Origin of the sequence: Actinobacillus lignieresii, assembly GCF_900444945.1 — a bacterium.
Taxonomy (GTDB): domain Bacteria; phylum Pseudomonadota; class Gammaproteobacteria; order Enterobacterales; family Pasteurellaceae; genus Actinobacillus; species Actinobacillus lignieresii.
On record NZ_UFRM01000001.1, the window covers coordinates 222,397 to 245,074 of the forward strand.

Below are 22,678 nucleotides of genomic sequence, written 5' to 3' on the forward strand. Positions count from 1 at the left end.
TTAAATTTGTTTTAAATTTAATCACTTACGGAAGAAAAAGTATGCGTATAGGACAATATGAATTAAAAAACCGTATTTTCCTCGCGCCGATGGCAGGTATTACCGACCAACCTTTTCGTCGCTTGTGTACTAAACTCGGAGCAAGTTTGACTTTTTCGGAGATGATGTCCACAAACCCTGACGTATGGCATACGGAAAAATCTCGTTTGAGGCTTGCGCATCATGAAGAGATTGGCATAAATGCCGTACAAATTGCAGGGTCGGATCCAACGGAAATGGCAATGGCGGCGAAAGTCAATGTTGAGTACGGGGCACAAATTATTGATATCAATATGGGTTGTCCGGCTAAAAAGGTAAACAAGAAAATGGCGGGCTCCGCACTTCTACGTGAACCCGAATTAGTCGCTCAAATTTTAGATGCGGTCGTTAATGCTGTGGATGTGCCTGTAACATTAAAAATTAGAACAGGTTGGGATCAGGAAAATAGAAACTGTTTGGAGATTGCCAAAATTGCTGAGAAAGCAGGTATCTCCGCTTTAACGATTCACGGTCGTACGCGTCATTGCCTTTTTGAAGGTAATGCCGAATACGACAGTATCAAAGCCGTTAAACAAGCGGTTTCTATTCCGATTATTGCTAACGGCGATATAGCCTCCGCAGAGAAAGCGAAGTATGTGTTAGATTATACGGAAGCGGATGCGGTTATGATCGGTAGAGGCAGTTTCGGTCGTCCTTGGTTGTTTAAGGAAGTTGAACAATTTTTAGAGAATGGTCGCCTTTTGGATTTGCCTTTAGATGAAAAATGCCGACTCATGTTTAAACATATTGAAGATCTTCATCGGTTTTACGGTGAACAAAAAGGTTATCGTATAGCGCGTAAACATGTCGGTTGGTATGCGGATCAATTGTCGCCAGACTTAACTTTTAAACGTACTTTCAATGCGTTGGATTCGACAAAAGAACAATTACTCGCATTGGAAGATTTTATGAAATCGATTCGGTAGAATCCTTATTTTAGTTGGATAGAGGACAATGTTAGAACAACAACCTGTACAAAACCCATTAACGGTATCAATGTTAAATGCTCAAGCACAACAAGTGAATAAACCACTTCGTGACAATGTGAAAGCGGCATTAAAAAATTATTTATCTCAATTAAACGGTGAAGATCCGACGGAATTATATGAGTTGGTATTATCTGAAATTGAACACCCGATGTTAGATATGGTTATGCAATATACGCGCGGTAACCAGACTCGCGCTGCAACCATGTTAGGGATTAACCGTGGTACATTACGTAAAAAATTAAAAAAATACGGTATGGGCTAATTTTTAACTCATCTATTTTATGATAAAAAAGGCTATTCGATAGAATAGCCTTTTTTGTTACTTTAAAGAGAGTTGAAGAATATTACTAAGATAATGACCGGAATAACGAATTTGACGTAATTAAACCAAATATTCGTGAAGACTGTTCCTGCCCCTAATTCTTTTTTCGCCTCATCTTTCAAAACGAATCCTACAAAAATCGCACTACCTAATGCGGTAAGGATAAATAAAATATTGCCGCTGATATAGTCGAAAGCATCAAAAATACTTTTGTCCATGATACGAATATTTTGCCAAAGATTATCGCCTAATACCGACGGAATATTACCAATCACAAAAATCGTAAACAGCGTAACCGCAATCGCTTTTTTACGGCTCATCTGCGTTTTTTCCTGTAAAGAGGTAATAATCACTTCATAAATCGTTAATGAAGTAGTCAGTGCCGCTACAACGAGTAAACTGAAGAAAATAATGGCAAAAACCGTTCCGCCCCACATATTAGAGAAGACAATCGGCAAACTTTGGAAAACCAACGTAGGGCCTGAATTCGGTGCCACGCCAAAACTAAATAATGACGGGAAAATCATAAAACCGGCGAGTACCGCAATCAAGGTATTCATAATACCGGTAATGGTAGCGGTTTTAACTAAATTCTCATTTTTATCCAAATAGCTGGAAAGCGTGATTAATACACCGAAACCGAGGCTTAACGCAAAGAATACTTGCCCTAATACGAATACGAAAAGTTTCGGCGTAATTTTAGAAAAATCGGGCATTAGGTAAAATGCGATCCCTTCCGCCGCTCCCGGTAAGGTAACATTGCGAATAACCATGACAAGTAAGAAGACAAAGAGTAACGGCATAAGGTATTTAACCGAACGTTCAATACCGTCCACGATCCCTTTACTCAAAATAAAATAGTTTACCAAGACGAATAAAGCGGTATAACCGATAATCGCCATCGGGCTGTTTTGGATACTTTCCTTATAGTAAGATGCGGTTGTTTCAACCGTAACCGGAGTGGAAAGATCTAAAGTGCCGCTAATTAAACTGCTGATATAATTTAATACCCAACCGCCCAGTACCATATAGTAGGCTAAGATACCGAAAGCACCGAGTAAGCCCATATAACCGAGAATTTTCCAACCCGAAGCAATTTTTTTACCGTTTGCCATTCCGCCGAAAGCATCGATTGCATTGACTTTAATACGACGACCGATAACGTTTTCAACCAAAATCATCGGAATACCGATCACAATCATCGCAATACAAAATAAAAATACATAGGCACCGCCGCCGTTTTCTCCGACTAAATAAGGAAAACGCCAAGTCGCCCCGAAACCGACGGTCGCCCCTGCAACCGTCATCACATAAGCCAATCTATTTGACCAAGATTGGCGTTCTACAGATTTATTCGCCATTATTACTCCTAAGTTAGGCTATTTCCGCAAAGCAAGCGGTAAGATTTTAAGAAATTTTTGCAAATTATAAGAAGAGTGCAAACAGTTCATCTACTTTAATACGAGAATCGGCTCGCTGCCCGATAGAACGTTGAACTTTAATTTTTTTGATTTTTGCACCATGGTAGATTTGTCGGGTAAACGCCGTGTCATGGTTTGAAATCAATACGGGAATATTATTTGTCTGCGCCTGTCTTGCGAGCTGAGCTAATTTTTCCTGCTGCACGAGGCTGAACCCGCCGCCGGCATAGTGAGTAAAATTAGTATCTTGTTGCAAGGGGGCGTACGGCGGATCGCAATAAATAATATAATTGTCGGGAGCTTGATACAAGCGGGCAAAAACCTGTTCAAAATCGGCACAGATAAATTCGGCTTTTTGCGCTTTTTCAGCGAAAAAACGTAATTCGTTTTCAGGAAAATAGTGCGTTTTATAAGCTCCGAACGGTACGTTATATTCATGTTTTTGGTTATAGCGGCATAAGCCGTTAAAGCCGAAACGATTCAAATAAAGAAACAGTACCGAGCGCCTGAACTTATCGGACGAACGATTAAATTCTTGGCGGCGAGCGTAATAAAAAGAGGCGGTATTCGCTTCGGAAGCTAAAAAAAGCGTTTTGGTTTCTTTAATATAATGTTCGACATCATGTTTGATGATATTGAATAAATTAATTAAATCGGGGTTAATGTCCGCAAGTAGATAACGTTCGTAATCCGTATTTAAAAAGACGGAACCGGCTCCAACGAAAGGTTCAACGAAACAAGCCCCCTGAGCAGACTTAGGGGGCAAATGTTTACGAATTTCGGTCGTTAAGCGGTATTTTCCTCCCGCCCACTTGAGAAAGGCTCTTTTATTACTCATGAAACTCACGTTGTGTAAATCTTTCAATCGCAGACAAGACTTGTTGCTCCGACGCTTGTGCCGTAACGTAGGCTTTTCCCAGTGATTTTAACAAGACAAGACGTAATTGACCGCCCAGTACTTTTTTATCGCGCCACATATAAGGCAAATATTCGCTAGGTTCCATTCCGTCCGGCGATATTGTCGGCAGTACGGCTTGTGCCAGTAATCTTTCCAGACGAGAAACATCTTGAGCGGATAAATCGCCTAAGATGCGGGATAATTCCGCCGCCTCCAACATCCCGACCGAAACGGCTTCACCGTGTAACCAATTTCCGTATCCGAGATGAGCTTCAATCGCATGACCGAACGTATGCCCTAAGTTGAGTAAGGCTCGGTCACCCTTTTCCGTTTCGTCACGCGCCACCACATCGGCTTTTAACTGGCAACAACGTTGAATACAGTATTCCAATTCATTTTGTTTTAATGCGACTAAATGATGGATATTACTTTCCAACCATTCAAAGAAATGAATATCAAAGATCACACCGTACTTAATGACTTCGGCAAGTCCCGCACTCACTTCTCGTTTAGGAAGGGTTTGTAAGGTATTCGTATCAATAATCACAGAAATCGGCTGATAGAACGCTCCAATCATATTTTTGCCGAGCGGATGATTAACCGCCGTTTTGCCGCCGACCGACGAATCGACCTGAGCCAGTAATGTCGTTGGGATTTGGATAAAACGAATACCGCGTTGATAAGATGCCGCCGCATAACCCGCAACATCGCCGATCACACCGCCGCCTAAAGCGATAAGCGTGGTGTCTCTGTTATGATTTTTTTCCAATAATGCGGTAAAAATCATATTGAGCGAATCTAAGGTCTTATATTTTTCTCCGTCAGGAATGAGTACGGAATCAACACTACAACCTAATCCGTTAAGCGTATTTGTTACTGTTGCAAGATAATGTGCGGCGACGGTAGGATTTGAAACAATCATCACCTTATCTCCCGCTTTCAGCGAAGAATAGCTGTTCGGATCACCGAGTAAACCCGCTCCGATGGTTATCGGATAACGACGCTCTTTTAATTCGACATTGACTTGCAACATATTTTACTTCCTCATCTCGACACATTTAATGATGTGCGAATTATATTTATAGGGGAGTTTAATCCCGGGTAACTTATTGAAGATTATCAATCAGTTCAATGATGTGTGTCGCAACCAGTTTAGCGCTTTGCTCATCGGTTTGTAGCGTAATGTCCGCAATTTCTTCATAGAGCGGATTGCGTACTTTTGCCAGTGCTTCCAGCGTTTCACGAGGATTCTCCGTTTGCAGCAACGGACGTTTTTTATCGCGTTGCGTTCTCTCGAATTGTTTATCCACCGTAGTTTCAAGGTAGATAACGATACCGCGAGCGGACAAGACGTTGCGATTTTCTTTGGATAACACCGAACCGCCGCCGGTTGATAATACAACACCTTGGTTTTGCGTAAGCTCGTTAATAATACGTTCTTCACGCTTACGAAAACCGGTTTCGCCTTCAAGGTCAAAAATCCAATCGATATCGGCACCGGCACGTTCTTCAATTACTGCGTCAGAATCAATAAATTCCATTCCTAGCATTTGAGCGAGCTGACGACCAATGGTGCTTTTGCCCGCACCCATAGGACCTATAAGGAAAATATTACGTTTTTCTGCCATCGTTTGTTCTTCTTTTATTTCAATATTATGTGACAAATTCAATTTGTGGAAAAAAACGACCGCTAATGCTCAATTGCTTCGTGTTTTTAGCAACGGCAAGCGGTCTGTTTTACGAAAAATTTTGCAAATATTTTTTCGATTATGTTTAGTATAAGAAATACCACAAATTGCCCAAAATAATTGGGTATGATTATCGCAAGAAACCATACCCGATTCAACCTCATAGGGAGATAATCCCTAAAATATTTCATAAATTATTTTTTAGAATAACTCGAAGCTACCCGGTGAATTTAATAATTCTTTCGGCGGTAAGCCCAGTCGTTGTTCTAAATGCGGTTTCGCCTCTTGAGGTAATTTATAGGCTTTTTCTACGATATATTTTTTCGTCGGTTCGGTTCCTTTAATAAAGTATTCGGTTAAGTTATTACCGAGGAAACCGCTTACGCTATCGATTTTAGTTTCGATAATATTCGGTGGCATTGCCGGCGTTCTTTCCTTTTTATCCGCTAACGCCACTTTCATATATTTAATCCAAGCCGGCATTGCGGTTCTGGCTCCCGCTTCGCCTTTACCCAAATCACGCTTATTATCGTCGAAGCCGACATAGACCGTAGTCACGATATTCGCACCGAAACCGGCATACCAAGTGACTTTCGAATTATTGGTCGTACCGGTTTTTCCGCCGATATCTTTACGTTTAAATTCATTTGCAAGCGCTTTACTGGTTCCGTTCCATGCTTGCCCCGGTTCCCCGTAAATCGCACTGTTCAATGCGCTACGCATCAGGAAGGCGAGTTCGCCGCTGATAACGCGCGGCGCATAACGGGTTTCCGTACCGTTTTGTGCCGCTTCGGTCATTAAACTCGGCGCATCGGATTTTACCGCCGGTTTAATTTCGAGCTCATCGTCATTCTCTGCCGAAGTATCGTTACTTTCATCATTTTCCGAGATTTCCGAGTTTCCTTGTAATTGCGTTTCATCATGAATCTTCACGCCGTCGAAATAGGTCGGTTCAGGATATTTAACGCCTATATTACAATCCATACAAGCAATAGCCGGATTCGCTTTAAATAATTCGTTACCCTGATTATCTAAAATACGTTCAATAATATAAGGTTCGATTAAGTAACCGCCGTTATCAAACACGGCATAGCCTCTTGCCATTTCCAGCGGAGTAAATGAAGCTGCGCCTAAAGCGAGCGCTTCGGTCGCTACAAATTGATCTCGATTGAAGCCGAAACGCTCAAGATATTCCGCAACGTAATCTACACCCGCCATCTGTAATGCGCGAATGGCAATCATATTTTTAGACTTACCGAGTGCGACACGTAAGCGTAACGGGCCTTCATAACGATTATCCGCATTTTTAGGCGTCCACGGTTTTTGTCCTTTTTTAGTAATGGTAATCGGCAAGTCGCTTAGTGTCGTGGAAAGACTTAAACCTTTATTCATAGCCGCTGCATAAATAAACGGTTTAATTGATGAACCGACTTGCACGAGCGATTGTGTCGCTCGATTAAAACGACTTTGTTCAAAACTAAAACCGCCGACAATCGCTTCAATCGCACCGTTATCGCTGTTTAACGAAACTAATGCCGAATTCACTTCAGGAATCTGACCAAGTTGCCAATCTTTACCGTTTTTATGTTTACGAACCCAAATTTGTTCGCCTACGTTGAGCTTAATTTGTTTGCCGAATACGGCATTCGATTTTTGTAATTCCTCTTTATCGCCGTTAGGTAACATAATGGTATAGCCGTTTTTTCCGACCGCCATAACAGCCGCACCGATAAACGGATCGGAATTCGGCAATTTACTTAGATGGTCGATAATTTTCTCGTCGTCCCAAGCCTCTTTACCGCTCCAAAGTTTTTCGGCACCGCGCCAACCGTGACGGCGATCATAATTAATCAAGTTCTCGCTTAATGCGTCTTGCGCCGCTTTTTGGTCGGTTGAAAGCACGGTCGCATACACTTTAAAACCTTTATTATATGCCACGTCCTCACCGTAACGTTTAACCATTTCTTGGCGAACCATCTCGGTAACGTAATCGGCTCGGAATTCCAAAGCGGTACCGTAAAACGTCGCTTTTACTGTTTCCGCTTTCGCTTGATCATATTGCTGTTGAGTAATTTTACCGACTTCTAACATTCGACCCAATACCACATTACGGCGCGCTTCAGCACGTTTTACCGAATAAAGCGGGTTCATGGTCGATGGTGCTTTCGGTAAGCCGGCAATAATCGCCATTTCACCTAAAGTCAGTTGATCGAGGCTCTTACCAAAATAGGTTTTGGCTGCGGCGGCAACGCCGTGTGAACGATAACCTAGATAAATTTTATTGAGGTAAAGCTCAAGAATTTCGTCTTTCGTTAGTACTTTCTCGATTTCAAGCGCAAGAATCGCTTCTTTGAGCTTACGTTCCAAATTACGTTCTGGCGTTAAGAAAAAGTTACGAGCCAACTGTTGGGTAATGGTACTTGCACCTTGGGTATCGCCTTGACTGGAACGCCAAATCGCTCGAACGATCCCTTTCGGATCAATACCTTTATGGTCATAAAAACGCACGTCTTCGGTCGCAATTACCGCATCAATCAGCGTTTGCGGAATTTCGGCTAATTTCACCGGGATACGACGTTGTTCGCCGACTTCACCGATTAATTTGCCGTCTGCAGTAAAGATCTGCATCGGCTGCTGCAACTCAACTGTTTTTAAGCTAGACACATTCGGCAAACTGTCTCTGATATGTATATAAGCTAAGCCGGCGGCGATGCCACCTAAAATAATAAGTGAAAGTAAGGCACTTAATATTATTTTTGCGATCTTCATCGAAAAATTCTCTTCTGGTAAATGACGGAAATAAAAGTTATTGCCAAGATATAGTTACATTAAAAATATAAGTATAAGCCAAAAATGTTAAAAAAACCGCTTAAAAATCGAATAAAGTTGATTTAAGGAATTAAAATTGTGAAAAAATTCGCCGAATCGTTCAAAAAAGAATCTAAAAATTATTCGATTGGAATCAGTGAAAATCAGGCTTATCGATGCTTTTCCTTTGAATATCAGGAGCAAAGGGAAACTTATTGGCAACTCAAAACGGATGACAATCGCTTTACTTTACCGCAAGCGATTGAATGTCTTAAAAATCCTGTTTTTATTCGATCCGTTCCTTTTCAATATATTTGGCGAAAATATCTGTTCTTACCGATTAATTATGATCAAGCCATGATTTATCGACAGATTTTACAAGTTTTGCGCCAAGAATTACCGCTTGCAATTGAAGAAGTTTATTTCGATTACCAATGCTTTCCTCTACCGAATGACAATTTGGTTCGAGTAATTATTTATGCATTACGTAAAAATTATGCTGACTCACTTTTCATTCAACCGAATACGATTCTTGATTGTGAGCTTTATTGCTTTGTTCGCGGTTTCAACTATTTATCAAGTTCGGAACTGGCGCAACAAGACAGAATTTATGCGTTAGAAAATAAAACTTTTAAATTGACGCCTAAAGGCGTTGAATTTAATACGGATCTTACACAAGCAAATTGCCATTTAAAGCAGCTGGAATTACCGGATTCGATAACGGATCCTGTTTTATATTTAACCGCATTAGGGGCGAGTTTATGGAATGGCGGGGAATAAATTTAACCGATTTTCGAGTAAGACAATGGAAAAGTAAGATCTATAAACAATTTTGTTGTTTAGTTTTAATCGTGAGCGTTGCGATAGGTCTTGCCGTCCATTTGCAATTAGCCGCTTTACAAATAAATCAACAAAACAGACCGCTTGCAAAACAAAATCAGCAATTGAAAGCGGAACGAGATAATTTGCATAGAAAGTTGGAGCAATATCGAAGTTCACCGATACGAGATACCGTTCAAACCTTTACTAAGAGCCAAGTCGGCGCATTTTTAAATCTGTTACAAAGTTTGCCGTTACCGCAAGGCGGGGTAGAAGAAGCTATTTTTGAATATGATGATATGCCAATTATGAAGATAGTCGGGGTTTTAATCAATTCCGATCAATTTGAACGATTAGAAAAATATTTATCCGAGCAAAAGACATTTAAATATTCCTTAGTCAGTTTTCAACTGAATGAACAACAAGAAATCGAATTTGTTTTTAATATTATGTTACGAGAATAATGATGTTGTCACTTAATAGACTTTATTTATTACCTAATAATTATTTGTTTCGTGTTTTATCTTTTATACAAACTTATTTTAAAACCGTTTGCTTAATTATGTTTATTTTAATAATCAGTTATCCGTTATATCGATATTTATACGAGTCTTATTCTCACCAAGAGTTATTATTTAACCAGCAACGATTAACGGAAGAAGTCGAACAAGAATATAGGCTTTATCAAAGCGTTTCACAATATCATCAACAGTTGGCGGAGAAAGAACAATACGTTAGCCTGCTTAATCAGCAACTACAAATTATATTTACAGATAATCAAGTAAAACCGGAACAGCTGCAATGGGAACTGGAACAGGAAAAATCAATTTATTTTTCAGTCACTCATCAAGTGTCGAATATATTTAAATTAATTAGAATACTATCCGAAAATAGTTTGTTAAAGTTTAAAACTATTCATTTGATTAAATTAAAACAAGATAAACAATTACAGTTAAAGGCGAATGTTATCGTAACGGAGGATAAAAATGAGTAAATATATTTGGATCTTATTTATATTCTCATCAATAAGTGTTGCCGATCCGTTTTACGGTGAGAAATTAGCGAGAGAAAACCCAACGTTTTCAGCAGATACGGAAATTGCAATGAATACGGAAAATTTGACCGCTTGTAATATCTCATTACCACAAATTTCCCGTTACTTGCCCGCGAAACTCACGCAGTTAAAATTTATCGGCGTGTTGAAAAAAGAGGATAAATATAAAGCGATTTTGATGGATGCTCAAAAGCAACTGTTTGATTTACAAGTGAATGATTGGCTGGCAGATGAATTAATCCAGATTATAGACATTGATTTAAAATCTATTCGTTATATTAATTGGCAAACAGAGAAAAATTGTGAGTCTCCGACCCCGGTTATCTTAAAATTATAGGTGGAACAAGAATGCGAAAAATGATTTGGTCGCTCCTGTTTATATTAACGCCGGTTATGGCAAATACTTTTTCTCTCTCGCTGAAAAATGCGCCGACAGCGGAAATTTTAAGTTATTTAGCCGAAGAATACGGTAAAAATATCGTGTTAAGCGACAATATTGAGACAAATACTACATTAAGAATTGAAAATAGTGATTTTGACAGCGTATTAAAAAGTATTACTCGGGCGAATAAACTCACGAGTGCATACGAAAAACAGATCTATTTTATCGGGCATAAAAAAGATGAGAAAGCGGCTGAGGCAATAGGCGTAAATCCGGATTTATTGAAACCTAAATTGATCACTAAGACAATAAAATTAGATTATGCGAAGGCGGCGGAAGTGATTGAATCTTTAACCAAAGGAAGCGGTCATTTTTTATCGGAAAACGGCTATTTGCATTTTGATGATCGTAGTAACAGTTTGATTATTAAAGACAGTCCGGAATCGATGAAAAATATCGTGCAATTAATCAGAAATTTAGACAAACCGACCGAACAGATTGCAATTGAAGCGAGAATTGTCACGATAAGCAGTGAGAATTTACAAGAATTAGGCGTACGCTGGGGGATATTTGCTCCTACAAACGGATACCATAAAATTGCCGGTTCGCTTGAAGCGAACGGATTACCGAATACTAATCGTTTAAACGTAAATTTTCCGGTAAATAATGCCGCTTCTGTTGCACTACAAGTGGCGAAAATTAATGGGCGAGTGCTTGATTTGGAACTTACCGCTTTGGAACAAGAAAATAATGTTGAGATTATCGCCAGCCCTCGTTTATTAACCACCAATAAGAAGCCGGCAAGCATTAAGCAAGGAACGGAAATTCCTTATGTGCTGTATAACCGTAAAGACGAAGTGAAAAATATCGAATTTAAAGAAGCGGTTTTAGGCTTACAAGTGACGCCGCATATTTCAAATGATAAGCAAATTTTACTCGATCTAATTGTAACACAAAATTCACCGAATTCGACCGGTTCAACCCTACAAGGCTTAGTGACGATTGATAAGCAGGAACTGAATACGCAAGTATTTGCTCAGCATGGCGAAACGATTGTGCTAGGCGGTATTTTTCAGCATTTAACCGCAAAAGGTGAGGACAGCGTGCCGATTTTAGGTTCAATTCCGGTCATTAAAAAGTTATTTAGCCATTCTAGTGATAAAATTAGTAAGCGTGAACTAGTGATTTTTGTGACGCCTTACATTGTTAAAAATGGACAACCGCAAATTTCCTCACATTCTTCACAGAAATTACCGCCAAAATAGAATAACTTGTGCTAAAATCTCTCCCTTAAATTGCAATAAGTTATTTAATAATTGCATACGAATTTTTATGTGGCGGTTGATTAAAATGCCGCCATTTTGCTCTTTATGATAAACGCAGAGGTTTTATGAAAGTTTCCCCACGTCGCCGTGCCAGAGAGTGTGCGGTTCAGGCTCTTTATTCTTGGTATGTATCGCAAAACAGTGTAGAAGAAGTCGAATTATCATTTGTCACGGACCAAGATATGAGCGGTGTTGATTTGCCTTATTTCCGTAAATTATTACGCGGTACGGTTTTATATGTAGAAGCGATTGATAACGAGCTTCGTCCGTTTTTAGACCGTGCGGAAGATGAGGTGGATCCGATTGAACGCACCATCTTACGTCTTTCGGCATACGAATTAAAATATGAACTTGACGTACCTTATAAAGTAGTGATTAATGAAGGTATTGAAGTGGCGAAAGTATTCGGTTCGGACGATAGCCATAAGTATATCAACGGTATTTTAGATAAATTAGCACCGGCTTTAGGTCGTAAATAATTTATGGGTAAAAAGAAGGTGAGCATTAGTTCACCTTCTTTTTTGCTATTTGAGGGAAGAAAAATGACGGAATTTGAAGTTATTGCACAATATTTTAAACGTAATAAGGTCCGTTCGGACGTGGATTTATCCGTAGGTGATGACTGTGCGGTTACCACCTTAAAGCCGGATGAACGTTTAGCGATTACTACCGATACACTTGTATCTGGAACCCATTTTCTTCCGTCTATTTCCGCTGCGGATCTAGCCTATAAAACTTTAGCGATCAATTTGAGTGATTTGGCTGCAATGGGAGCTGCTCCTGCATGGGTTTCTTTAGCTTTAACTTTACCGAAAGTTGATCATCAGTGGCTTGCTGAATTTAGCCAAAGTCTATTTGCTGTGTTAGAGCGTTATCATGTGGATTTGATCGGTGGTGATACTACCGGTGGGCCGCTTTCGCTAACGCTTACCGCACAAGGTATTTTACCGCAAGATCAGGGATTGTTTCGACATCAAGCGCAAGTCGGTGACTGGATTTTTGTTTCCGGTAGCTTAGGCGATAGTGCAGCCGGTTTATCGCTATTGTTGAATCATTGCAAAATTTCGGATGAATCCGACCGCTATTTGGTACAACGCCATTTACGACCTACACCAAGAGTCGAATTGGGGCTTGCTCTACGAGCGTTTTCCTGTTGTGCGATCGATATTTCTGACGGTTTATTAGCGGATTTAGGTCATATTTTGGAACGCAGTCAAGTTGGTGCCGAAATCGAATTGGATAATATACCGCTTTCTACCCATCTAACGACTAAATATAGTGAGAAAGAAGCGCTTCATTTTGCTTTGACCGGTGGCGAAGATTATGAATTGTGTTTTACGGTATCGGATGACAAGCGGTCGGAAATGGAGCGAATTTTACGTTCTCAAGGGATTAAGGTAAGCTGTATCGGTAGGATTACGCCGGCAGCAAGCGGTCTGATTTTACGCCAAAATGGCAAACAGGTTCCGTTACCAACTCAATCCGGTTTTGATCATTTCAAGTCATAATAAAAAATAACGATGAAAAATTTTAACTTAAAAAATCCGATTCATTTATTCGCTTGCGGTTTCGGCTCCGGTTTATTAAAGCCGGCTCCGGGAACTTGGGGTTCGCTTGCCGGTGTTTTGATTGCCGTTTTATTGTGGAATTTGACCGAGAGTTCTCTATTTTTTATCGGTTTAACTCTTGTGAGCTTTATTGCCGGCTGCCATATTTGCGAAAAAACCAGTCGTGATCTAAACGTGCATGATGACGGCCGCATTGTGTGGGATGAAATTGTGGCAATCTTTCTGATGTTTGCATTTTTGCCCGAATATAATTGGCTGGTTTATATACTGACGTTTATTTGTTTCCGTTTCTTTGATGTACTAAAACCTTATCCGATTCGTTATTTCGATGAAAAATTGGAAACCGGTTTAGGCATTATGTTTGACGATATTCTTGCCGCAATTTATGCTCTGATTGTTTTACATTTAATTTATTGGTTTATTTAGGAGAGTATATGCTTACCATTCTGTTGGTTCATCTAGCAGGCTTAGCCAGCCCCGGTCCGGATTTTTTTTATGTGGTACGCCAATCGGCAAGTCATTCAACTAAAGCGGGCATTTTAGCGGCAATCGGGATTTCATTAGGAATTATTTTTTGGGCGAGTTTTGCTATTTTCGGTTTGGCTTGGCTGAGTAATACGATTGGTACAGTGTTCCAATTTTTAATTATGGTAATTGGCGGCATATATTTATCTTATATCGGTTCACTTATGGTGAGAGTTACAAAAAATGCAACATTCACAAATGAGGCAACGAATCTTAGAACGTTAGATAATATGACTGAAATTAAAAAAGGCTTATTAATCAATATTTTTAATGCTAAAGCAGGTGTTTATTTTACGAGTGTTGTTTCAGCATTTCTTGCTCAATTTACTCAAACTTCTGATCTATTTCTTTTATTATTTTTGTTCGTATTTTCAACGCTAATTTATTTTATATTAGTAGCATTGCTGTTTTCTCGCCGACCGGTACAAGAATTTTATACAAAATATAGCCGCTATATTGATAATGTCGCCGGTGTGATCTTTATTGTATTCGGCGTGATTTTAATTTTTGACGGAATAAAAGGGCTAATAAGCTAACAAAGTTCTAAAGTAAAACAGGCTTACGTTTTTGCGTAAGCCTGTTTTTTTAGTTTCAATCTTAAACGATATGCGTTTGGTACCATTGATTCAGCACAATACCTGCACTTACCGCCACATTTAAGCCGCTGTTAAGCGGGTTTTCAAAAGAAAGCTGTACGGTGGTATCTTCCAGATATTCAACGTCTTGTGCCGGAATTTCACTTAATACGAATACCGTTTTTGTAGCTAATTTGGTTTTTGCCAGCGAAGTTGCTTGTTTATTGCGGGTTAAATGGACGATTTGATAACCGGCATGACGTAATTGCGTCAGTGCGATTTGTTTATGTTTCGTTTCGAGCGGGCGAACAAATTCTAAACCGCCTTCGGCAACACGTGCCGCAGCGCTTGAATTAAGCGTATCGGCACTTTCGACAATCACGCCGCTCACCCCATAGAAAGCACAAGTGCGAATAATACCGCCTACGTTTTGTGCATTGTTTACTGCATCCAGTAAGACTAAACAATCACGTTTACGCGGTACTTGTAAATAGCCTTCTAATGAGAACGGCACAGCTTTTTTGACTAATAAACAGACATCACCGTGGTGTTCCGTGCCGGTGACACGTTCCATTTCGGCACGATCCACCACATGATAAGCTTTTTTGTGTTCGGCTAGGTAGCTAAGCATATCGCCTAACTTTTTCGCGCCTTCTACGGTTGCCCATAAGCGAACAATCGCATCCGGTCTTTGTTTAAACAATGCAAGGCAAGCGTTTTCGCCGTACACTTTCATTTCTTCCGCACGATTTTTCTTAATTTTCTCCGGTGCGCGAGGAGAAAGCGGTCCGGTTTTTTTCTCTTTAATTGTGTTATTGCCGCCCTTTACGCTAATTTGTACGCTGCCTTCGCCAGCGGCTTTTTTACCGATTATCGGGTAAATCGCTTCACGAGCTTCTTGGCGATCTTTACGATCAAAGCGTGCTTTGTCGCCGCCGAATTTCGGTTTATCAAAACGAGGTTTATCTTCGAATCGGTTTGAAGAACGGTCATTACGTTGTTCGCGGCGATTTGAGTGATGTTCATCGTTAAAGCGGTTTGATTTTGTTTGGAATTTATTATCACGGCGCTCATCAACGGTCTGAAAGCGAGGTTTGTTTTCATTAAATTTTGGTTTCATTTGATTGTTCCTTAGGGAAAATTTCGGGCTATTATAGTTTATTCACTGAGTAAAATACCGCTTTTTTGCAAAAAATTTTGAGAATCAGACCGCTTGTTATTTCTTTATTTATCGAGTTTCTTTATAATCGGTTGTCTTTTTATGTTCTTTAAAATCCGGTGGAATTATGAACCCAATGTTAAACATTGCTATTCGTGCTGCACGAAAAGCAGGCAATATTATTGCTAAAGGCTATGAGCAAGCCGCGAGTGAAATCGAAGTGGCTCAAAAAGGTACAAACGATTATGTAACGGCAATTGATAAAGCGGCGGAAGCGGCGATTATCGAAGTAATCCGTAAATCTTATCCTGATCATGCGATTGTCGGCGAAGAGTCAGGTATTTTGGCAGGCGAAAACGAAAATGTGCAATGGGTGATTGATCCATTAGACGGTACAACTAACTTCGTAAAACGTTTGCCTCATTTTGCAGTATCTATCGCAGTGCGTGAAAACGGTCGTACCACGGTGGGAGTGGTTTACGATCCAATCCGTAATGAACTTTTCACTGCCGTGCGCGGTGAAGGTGCAAAACTCAATGAATTCCGTTTACGTGTAGAAACGGAACGTCGTGATTTAAACGGTACCGTACTTGCAACCGGCTTTCCTTTCAAAGCGGCTAAACATCGTCCTGCGCACTTAAATATGCTAGAAGGTTTAATGAATAACGGCGTGGCGGATTTCCGTCGTACCGGTTCTGCGGCACTTGATCTAGCTTATGTTGCGGCAAATCGTGTGGACGGTTATTTTGAAATCGGTTTAAAACCGTGGGATTGCGCGGCGGGTGATTTAATTGCACGTGAAGCGGGTGCAATCGTGACGAATTTTGTCGGCGGTACGGATTACTTAAAATCAGGTAATGTCGTAGCAGGTCAGGCTCGTGTGGTAAAAGAGATCCTAAATGCGATTCAACCGACATTAACCGAAGATCTTAAAAACTAATTTAAAATTTAAACCATAGATTACACGGATAAAGCAAGTAAGCGGTCGAATTTTCCGCTTATTTTGCAATATCCGTGTTAATTCGTGTGGGACGTGGGTTAAATTAAAAAAGAAAACATTATGCAAAACAAATATCCTCTGTTAAGCCAAATCAATTCTCCGGAAGATTTGCGTTTGCTTGCAAAAGAGCAATTACAGCCTGTCGCGGATGAGCTTCGCGCTTATTTACTCGAATCGGTTAGCCAAACAAGCGGTCATTTAGCCTCCGGTTTAGGCGTTGTAGAGCTTACGGTGGCTTTGCATTATGTTTATCAAACCCCTTTTGACCAATTGATTTGGGATGTCGGTCATCAGGCCTATCCGCATAAAATTCTTACCGGTCGTCGCGACCAAATGCACACCATTCGCCAAAAAAACGGCATTCATCCTTTCCCTTGGCGTGAAGAAAGTCTTTATGACGTGTTAAGTGTCGGTCATTCCTCTACCTCAATCAGTGCCGGTGTCGGTATTGCCGTCGCGGCGGAAAAAGAGAATGCCGGACGTAAAACCGTATGCGTAATCGGCGACGGTGCAATTACCGCCGGTATGGCGTTTGAAGCAATGAATCATGCCGGTGCGTTGCATACGGATATGTTAGTTATTTTAAATGATAACGAAATGTCGATTTCCGAGAATGTCGGTGCGTTAAACAACCATTTGGCGCGTATTTTCTCCGGCTCGATTTATACGACAGTGCGCGACGGCAGTAAAAAAGTTTTGGATAAAGTCCCGACCATTAAAAACTTCATGAAGAAAAGTGAAGAGCATATGAAAGGGGTGATCTCGCCGGAAAGCACCCTGTTTGAAGAGCTTGGTTTTAACTATATCGGTCCGATTGACGGTCATAATATTGACGAGTTGGTAAAAACGTTAAGCAATATGCGTGAGTTGAAAGGTCCGCAGTTCTTACATATTCGTACCAAAAAAGGTAAAGGCTACGAACCGGCGGAAAATGATCCGATCGGTTATCACGGCGTACCTAAATTTGACCCGACGTGCGGACAATTACCGAAATCAAAAACGATTCCGACCTATTCGGATATTTTCGGTAATTGGTTATGCGAAATGGCAGAGCAAGACAGCAAGTTAATCGGGATTACACCGGCAATGCGCGAAGGTTCGGGTATGGTTGAATTTTCAAAACGCTTCCCGGAGCAATACTTTGATGTTGCAATTGCCGAACAGCATGCGGTCACTTTCGGCACCGGTTTGGCGATTGCCGGTTATAAGCCGGTGGTGGCGATTTATTCGAGTTTCTTGCAACGTGCTTATGATCAGCTGATTCACGATGTGGCGATTCAAAATTTACCGGTGATCTTTGCGATTGACCGAGCCGGGATTGTCGGTGCAGACGGGCAGACTCACCAAGGTGCGTTTGACGTGAGTTTTATGCGCTGTATCCCGAATATGACGATTATGTGTCCGTCGGACGAAAATGAAATGCGTCAAATGCTTTATACGGCTTATCGTATGAATACGCCGACAGCGGTACGTTATCCGAGAGGTAATGCTCAAGGCGTGGCGTTAGCACCGATGCAAGCGCTTGAAGTCGGTAAAGGTAAATTGATTCAGCAAGGGCAAAAAGTGGCGATCCTAAATTTTGGTCCATTGCTAAATGAAGCGCGTATCGTGGCGGAAAAATATAACTACACACTAGCGGATATGCGTTTTGTGAAACCGCTTGACGAACAATTAGTCGCGGAATTAGCGGATTCGCATGAATTATTGGTGACTTTGGAAGAAAACGCGATTCAAGGCGGCGCAGGCAGTGCGGTAAATGAATATTTACAAAAAATCGGTAAAATTCGACCGCTTGTTATGCTTGGTATTCCTGATTTCTTCGTGCCACAAGCGACCCAAGCGGAAAGCTATGCGGATTTAGGCTTAGATGCGGCAGGCATTGAGCAGAGAATTCAAGCGGTAGTCAATCAATAAACAAAAAAGCTCATCTTATCAAGATGAGCTTTTTTATAACGCAAGCGGTTTAATTTTTTATATTTCTTGCAAAAAAGGAGAAAAATCCCACCGCTTAGGATATTAAAAAAGTGCGTATTAAACGCACTTTTTTTACTTTATATGGTTGTCTATTAGCCGTTGTATTTTTGGAATACTAAGCAAGCGTTCGTACCGCCGAAGCCGAAGCTGTTTGACATTACAGTTGTAAGTGCTTTGTCTTGACGCTCGGTCACGATATTTAAGCCTTCCGCTTGTTCGTCTAAGGTTTCGATGTTAATGCTTGGAGCGATAAAGCCGTTCTCTAACATTAATAACGAGTAGATTGCTTCGTGTGCGCCTGCAGCCCCTAAAGAGTGACCCGTCATTGATTTGGTCGATGAAATCGCCGGGCTCTTATCACCGAATACGTTTTTAATTGCACCTAATTCTTTTACATCGCCGACTGGTGTAGAAGTACCGTGTACGTTAATGTATTCCACTTCGCCGTTTACCGTTGCTAACGCTTGTTTCATACAACGTTCCGCACCTTCACCGCTTGGCGCAACCATATCGTAACCGTCAGAAGTCGCACCGTAACCTACGATTTCCGCATAGATTTTCGCACCGCGCGCAAGAGCGTGTTCTAATTCTTCAACGACAACCACCGCACCGCCGCCTGCGATAACGAAACCGTCACGGTTTGCGTCGTAAGCACGGCTTGCTTTAGTCGGGTTATCGTTATATTTGGTTGAAACCGCACCCATCGCATCGAATTCGGTTGCGCATTCCCAGGAAAGTTCTTCCGCACCGCCGGCAAATACTACGTCTTGTTTACCTAATTGGATTAATTCCATTGCATGGCCGATACAGTGAGCGGAAGTCGCACATGCCGAGCTGATTGAGTAGTTTACGCCGCGGATTTTATACGGGGTCGCTAAACATGCCGATACGCTTGACGCCATCGTTTTAGTTACCGCATAAGGACCGACCGCTTTCACGCCGCGCGGGCCGCGTACCGCATCGCAAGCCACTAATTGGCTGTGTGCCGAACCGGTACCCGCACCGATAACTAAACCGGTACGATCGTTTGAAACTTGATCTTCGCTTAAACCTGAATCTTCGATTGCTTCTTTCATTGAAAGGTAAGCGTAAGCGGCGGCATCACCCATAAAACGATAAACCTTGCGATCGATTAATTCCGCCGGATTTAATTTGATTGTGCCGGCAACTTGGCTGCGCATGCCTACTTCGGCAAATTCAGGAACGAATTCAATACCTGATTTACCTTCTTTTAATGAAGCTAAAACTTCTTCTTTATTGTTACCGATACTAGAAATAACGCCTAAACCAGTGATAACGACTCTTTTCATTTTGTTTCCTTCATCAGATTGATTTCGTAAGATATTAGATTCAGCTTACACTTGTTCGCTAAAGTAAGCTACTAAAACTTGTTTATTTTACATGATTTTAGGACTGGTCTGAACTCTTTTCGTCATTGTTTCAAGTCTGATCCGAGCTGTTTTTTAGAATTTTTGCGAGATGTCAAAACTAATTCGGCTGCTATCTTTACTTTTTTTAGCAAAATGTTACATTGATCACATTTTTATGTGGTAAGGGAGTAAATGTGAAAACGTTACAGTTATCAACAAATACGGTAAATCATCATTTACCCGATACTTCCTTTTCAAAAAAGATTGATTGGGCGTCGCATTTATCTTGGGGAATCTCTCGTGTCGATGCTTTGGATCATTTCAGAACACAACGCGCTTTAGCGGCAAATAGCCCGCAGTTTCAGCATGTTTTCTCATTATTACCGCTTTTAATTCATACCAATTTGCCCGAATTGCCGGCATATATAAAAAACGCACCGAGCGGTATCGCCGCTTTTGAACTTTCCGAATATCAGGCAAATTATCTTTCCGAATTATCGTTGTCGCATTTAGCGATTCGAAATTCCGCCGATCTTGTTGCGTTTGACGGGCTTTATTCGATGGGAAGCACCGGTACGATTACGCAAACCAGTTTGTCCGATATCGATTTATGGCTTTGTTATTCCGACCGTTTAAACGCTTTGGAGTATCAATTAGTAGAGCAGAAGTTGGACAAAATCAAACAATGGGCGAAACGTCTCGGGGTGGACATCAGCTTCTATTTAATGAATCCGGCGCATTTTAAGGCGCATTTATATCATAGCGACGTAAACGAAGAGCATAGCGGCTCGGCACAACATTACTTCTTATTGGACGAATTTTATCGTTCGGCGATTCGTTTAGCCGGTAAGCGATTGCTTTGGTTACATTTGCCCGACGGGCTATACCGACAATATCTGTCTTCAGCCGAATTTAATCCGGCGGAATGGATTGATTTCGGTGATTTTTCATCGCTTTCGACCGGTGAATTTTTCGGTGCAAGCCTTTGGCAGTTGTATAAAGGGATCGAATATCCGTATAAATCTGCAATTAAGATTTTATTACTGGAAAGTTATGCGGACACTTATCCGAATACGAATTTGATCTCAAAACAGTTCAAGCAAAAATTGTTAGCCGTGCAAACGGTCGAATATCATTTTGATCCTTATTTGGCGATGTTGGAGCAGGTCACGGATTATTTGAGCAAGCGTAAAGAAATGTTGCGGTTATCCCGTTTAAGAATGTGCTTTTACGTTAAGGCAAGCGAGGGGGAATCTCGCGAAACTTGGCGCACTCAAGCTCTGAGAGAGCTCATTGAAGGGTGGAATTGGAATCTGCAAGAGCTTAATTTATTGGATAATCGTCAGAATTGGAAAATTAAGCAAGCGGTCACTCATCAGCAAATTATTGTCGAGCAGCTGTTGCAGAGTTATCGAAATTTAATTCAATTCGCCCGAAAATTTCATATCGATCCGAGCATTTTAGCCAGTGATATTGATATTTTAATGCGAAAATTATATTCGGTGTTTGAAATGGCGCCGGGTAAAGTTCCGTTAATTAATCCTCAAATTTCCGAGAATTTGGCGGAAAGTGCGGTGACTTTTATTGAAGTACGGGAAGGATCTGCGATGCAAGCGGGCTGGTATATGATCAATCAAGCACCGAGAAGTCCTTATGATCCGGCATTGCGTTATGTAAGACAGGCGAAAAATTTAACTAAACTGGTTGCTTGGGGATACTTTAACGGTGTGATTACGTCTAATACCCAATTGCATTTGGTTAGTCGTAGTTTGGATTTATCTCGGCTGCGTCAATTTATTACCGATTTGCGTTTGTCGTTTCCGGTTAAGGCACCGGAAATGATAGATGACGATTTGTTACACCCGAATGAAATCCGTAGTTTGATTTTAGCGATAAATTTAGTGAAGGACCCGACCCAGAAATTAGAGCCGACCAGACGGGCGGTTCAACCGAGCGATCTCTTTAACTTCGGATCCGCTCAACAAAGTTTGGTCGGTAGCGTGAGTATTATTTATCGTAATTTATGGAATGAAATTAGAACGCAGCACTTTGAAGGCGACGATGCGATTTTAAAAGCCTTGAAGCTGATTTCAAATAAGATTTATCGCAGCTCGGCTTCGCCGCAATCGGTTAATGTTTTTTGTTATAGCCGTCATTTGCGTAGCGAGTTACGTGATTTTATTGCGGAGTTGGTTCATAAGTGCATTACGATTCAAACGGGAACCATTTCACAAAAACAACCGTTAAGTACGTTAAAAGTCGCCGGCAAAATGTGGCAATTCGTATTCGGCAAGCAGAAAGTAGAGATTCAACCGCTGAATGAACAAGCGGTCGAATTTAACCAAGAAATTGCCAATTTGCAAGATGAAGCCGGTATGCGTGCCAAATCGAACTGTGTTTTCCCGAAAGAAATCGATGAATTTGCCAGTGAAGGCTTTTTACAATTTTTCTTTGAGGATAATGCGGACGAGAGCTTTAACGTTTATATTTTAGATGAGAAAAATACTTTGGAAGTTTGTCACGATTGTTTTTGTTCTAAAGAAGAAAAAGTTAAAGAAATCAATCGGATTCATGCCGCTGAAAACAGTAAAGAAAATGCGTCGTTGGAAAGTTTTAACTTCCCTCAGTTTTATCAATTAATTAGCCTAAACAGTAAAACGCGGATAGTTCCTTTCCAAAGCAAACAACATCGACAATATTTGCGGCAAGTTCAACAAGGATAA

At 40.9% G+C, this 22,678-nt stretch carries 21 protein-coding genes; 14 read left to right on the forward strand and 7 right to left on the reverse strand.

The features are described from left to right. Positions 1 to 41 precede the first annotated feature (41 nt). Entirely contained in the window at positions 42 to 1,004 is a 963-nt protein-coding gene (gene dusB, locus DY200_RS01020) for a tRNA dihydrouridine synthase DusB (protein WP_115586572.1), read from the forward strand. 28 nt (positions 1,005 to 1,032) lie between these two features. Continuing rightward, positions 1,033 to 1,329: a DNA-binding transcriptional regulator Fis gene (fis, locus tag DY200_RS01025; RefSeq protein WP_005595953.1), complete on the forward strand. Its 297-nt coding sequence runs from the start codon at positions 1,033 to 1,035 to the stop codon at positions 1,327 to 1,329. A 62-nt stretch (positions 1,330 to 1,391) separates the two neighbouring features. On the opposite strand, the gene DY200_RS01030 is transcribed toward fis, so the two are convergent. From DY200_RS01030 to DY200_RS01050, 5 genes are all read right to left on the reverse strand, one after another. Beyond that, on the reverse strand, positions 1,392 to 2,750 hold the full coding sequence (locus tag DY200_RS01030; RefSeq protein ID WP_115586573.1) for a sodium-dependent transporter: 1,359 nt from the start codon (positions 2,748 to 2,750) through the stop codon (positions 1,392 to 1,394). A gap of 64 nt (positions 2,751 to 2,814) precedes the next feature. Further along, positions 2,815 to 3,648 (reverse strand): Dam family site-specific DNA-(adenine-N6)-methyltransferase, encoded by an 834-nt coding sequence (locus tag DY200_RS01035; RefSeq protein WP_115586574.1) that lies wholly within the window; start codon positions 3,646 to 3,648, stop codon positions 2,815 to 2,817. Next, positions 3,641 to 4,741 (reverse strand): 3-dehydroquinate synthase, encoded by a 1,101-nt coding sequence (gene aroB, locus DY200_RS01040; RefSeq protein WP_115586575.1) that lies wholly within the window; start codon positions 4,739 to 4,741, stop codon positions 3,641 to 3,643. Before aroB ends, DY200_RS01035 begins: the two co-directional genes overlap by 8 nt. Before the next feature lie 73 nt (positions 4,742 to 4,814). Next, positions 4,815 to 5,336 carry a shikimate kinase AroK gene (aroK, locus tag DY200_RS01045; protein ID WP_005618763.1) on the reverse strand — a complete coding sequence of 174 codons (522 nt, stop codon included), beginning with the start codon at positions 5,334 to 5,336 and terminating at the stop codon, positions 4,815 to 4,817. Between the two features lie 261 nt (positions 5,337 to 5,597). Next, positions 5,598 to 8,165 (reverse strand): penicillin-binding protein 1A, encoded by a 2,568-nt coding sequence (locus DY200_RS01050; protein ID WP_115586576.1) that lies wholly within the window; start codon positions 8,163 to 8,165, stop codon positions 5,598 to 5,600. 138 nt (positions 8,166 to 8,303) lie between these two features. Between DY200_RS01050 and DY200_RS01055 the strand changes: the two genes are divergently transcribed. The 9 genes from DY200_RS01055 (at position 8,304) to DY200_RS01095 (ending at position 14,413) form a co-directional block, all read left to right on the forward strand. After that, the gene (locus tag DY200_RS01055) at positions 8,304 to 8,984 is read left to right on the forward strand and encodes a type IV pilus biogenesis protein PilM (RefSeq protein WP_115586577.1); all 681 of its coding nucleotides are present in this window, start codon (positions 8,304 to 8,306) and stop codon (positions 8,982 to 8,984) included. Beyond that, a complete protein-coding gene (locus tag DY200_RS01060) occupies positions 8,966 to 9,487 on the forward strand; it encodes a hypothetical protein (protein WP_115586578.1) in 522 nt (173 codons plus the stop codon). The genes DY200_RS01055 and DY200_RS01060 overlap by 19 nt, the downstream gene beginning before the upstream one ends. A 98-nt stretch (positions 9,488 to 9,585) precedes the next feature. Next, complete coding sequence (locus tag DY200_RS01065; protein ID WP_115587953.1) at positions 9,586 to 10,017, forward strand: chromosome segregation protein; 432 nt, start codon at positions 9,586 to 9,588, stop codon at positions 10,015 to 10,017. Next, on the forward strand, positions 10,010 to 10,414 hold the full coding sequence (locus DY200_RS01070) for a hypothetical protein (RefSeq protein ID WP_005595974.1): 405 nt from the start codon (positions 10,010 to 10,012) through the stop codon (positions 10,412 to 10,414). The genes DY200_RS01065 and DY200_RS01070 overlap by 8 nt, the downstream gene beginning before the upstream one ends. 11 nt (positions 10,415 to 10,425) lie before the next feature. Beyond that, complete coding sequence (pilQ, locus tag DY200_RS01075; protein WP_172539903.1) at positions 10,426 to 11,724, forward strand: type IV pilus secretin PilQ; 1,299 nt, start codon at positions 10,426 to 10,428, stop codon at positions 11,722 to 11,724. 125 nt (positions 11,725 to 11,849) lie between these two features. Beyond that, positions 11,850 to 12,263, forward strand: coding sequence for a transcription antitermination factor NusB (gene nusB, locus DY200_RS01080; RefSeq protein WP_115586579.1), 414 nt, complete (start codon positions 11,850 to 11,852; stop codon positions 12,261 to 12,263). A gap of 63 nt (positions 12,264 to 12,326) precedes the next feature. Further along, complete coding sequence (gene thiL / locus DY200_RS01085; protein ID WP_115586580.1) at positions 12,327 to 13,292, forward strand: thiamine-phosphate kinase; 966 nt, start codon at positions 12,327 to 12,329, stop codon at positions 13,290 to 13,292. Positions 13,293 to 13,304: 12 nt separating this feature from the next. After that, on the forward strand, positions 13,305 to 13,778 hold the full coding sequence (locus tag DY200_RS01090; RefSeq protein WP_115586581.1) for a phosphatidylglycerophosphatase A family protein: 474 nt from the start codon (positions 13,305 to 13,307) through the stop codon (positions 13,776 to 13,778). Positions 13,779 to 13,786: 8 nt separating this feature from the next. Continuing rightward, entirely contained in the window at positions 13,787 to 14,413 is a 627-nt protein-coding gene (locus tag DY200_RS01095; protein WP_115586582.1) for a LysE family transporter, read from the forward strand. A 61-nt stretch (positions 14,414 to 14,474) separates the two neighbouring features. On the opposite strand, the gene DY200_RS01100 is transcribed toward DY200_RS01095, so the two are convergent. Further along, a complete protein-coding gene (locus DY200_RS01100; protein ID WP_115586583.1) occupies positions 14,475 to 15,572 on the reverse strand; it encodes a TrmH family RNA methyltransferase in 1,098 nt (365 codons plus the stop codon). 166 nt (positions 15,573 to 15,738) lie between these two features. On the opposite strand from DY200_RS01100, the gene suhB reads away from it, so the two are divergent. Together suhB and dxs are read left to right on the forward strand one after the other, a co-directional pair. Continuing rightward, complete coding sequence (suhB, locus tag DY200_RS01105) at positions 15,739 to 16,551, forward strand: inositol-1-monophosphatase (RefSeq protein ID WP_115586584.1); 813 nt, start codon at positions 15,739 to 15,741, stop codon at positions 16,549 to 16,551. Between the two features lie 120 nt (positions 16,552 to 16,671). Continuing rightward, a complete protein-coding gene (dxs, locus tag DY200_RS01110; RefSeq protein WP_115586585.1) occupies positions 16,672 to 18,525 on the forward strand; it encodes a 1-deoxy-D-xylulose-5-phosphate synthase in 1,854 nt (617 codons plus the stop codon). Between the two features lie 152 nt (positions 18,526 to 18,677). Here the strand turns inward: dxs and fabB are convergent, their stop codons facing one another. Further along, entirely contained in the window at positions 18,678 to 19,895 is a 1,218-nt protein-coding gene (gene fabB, locus DY200_RS01115) for a beta-ketoacyl-ACP synthase I (RefSeq protein WP_115586586.1), read from the reverse strand. A gap of 254 nt (positions 19,896 to 20,149) precedes the next feature. On the opposite strand from fabB, the gene DY200_RS01120 reads away from it, so the two are divergent. Beyond that, positions 20,150 to 22,678 carry a class I adenylate cyclase gene (locus tag DY200_RS01120; protein ID WP_115586587.1) on the forward strand — a complete coding sequence of 843 codons (2,529 nt, stop codon included), beginning with the start codon at positions 20,150 to 20,152 and terminating at the stop codon, positions 22,676 to 22,678.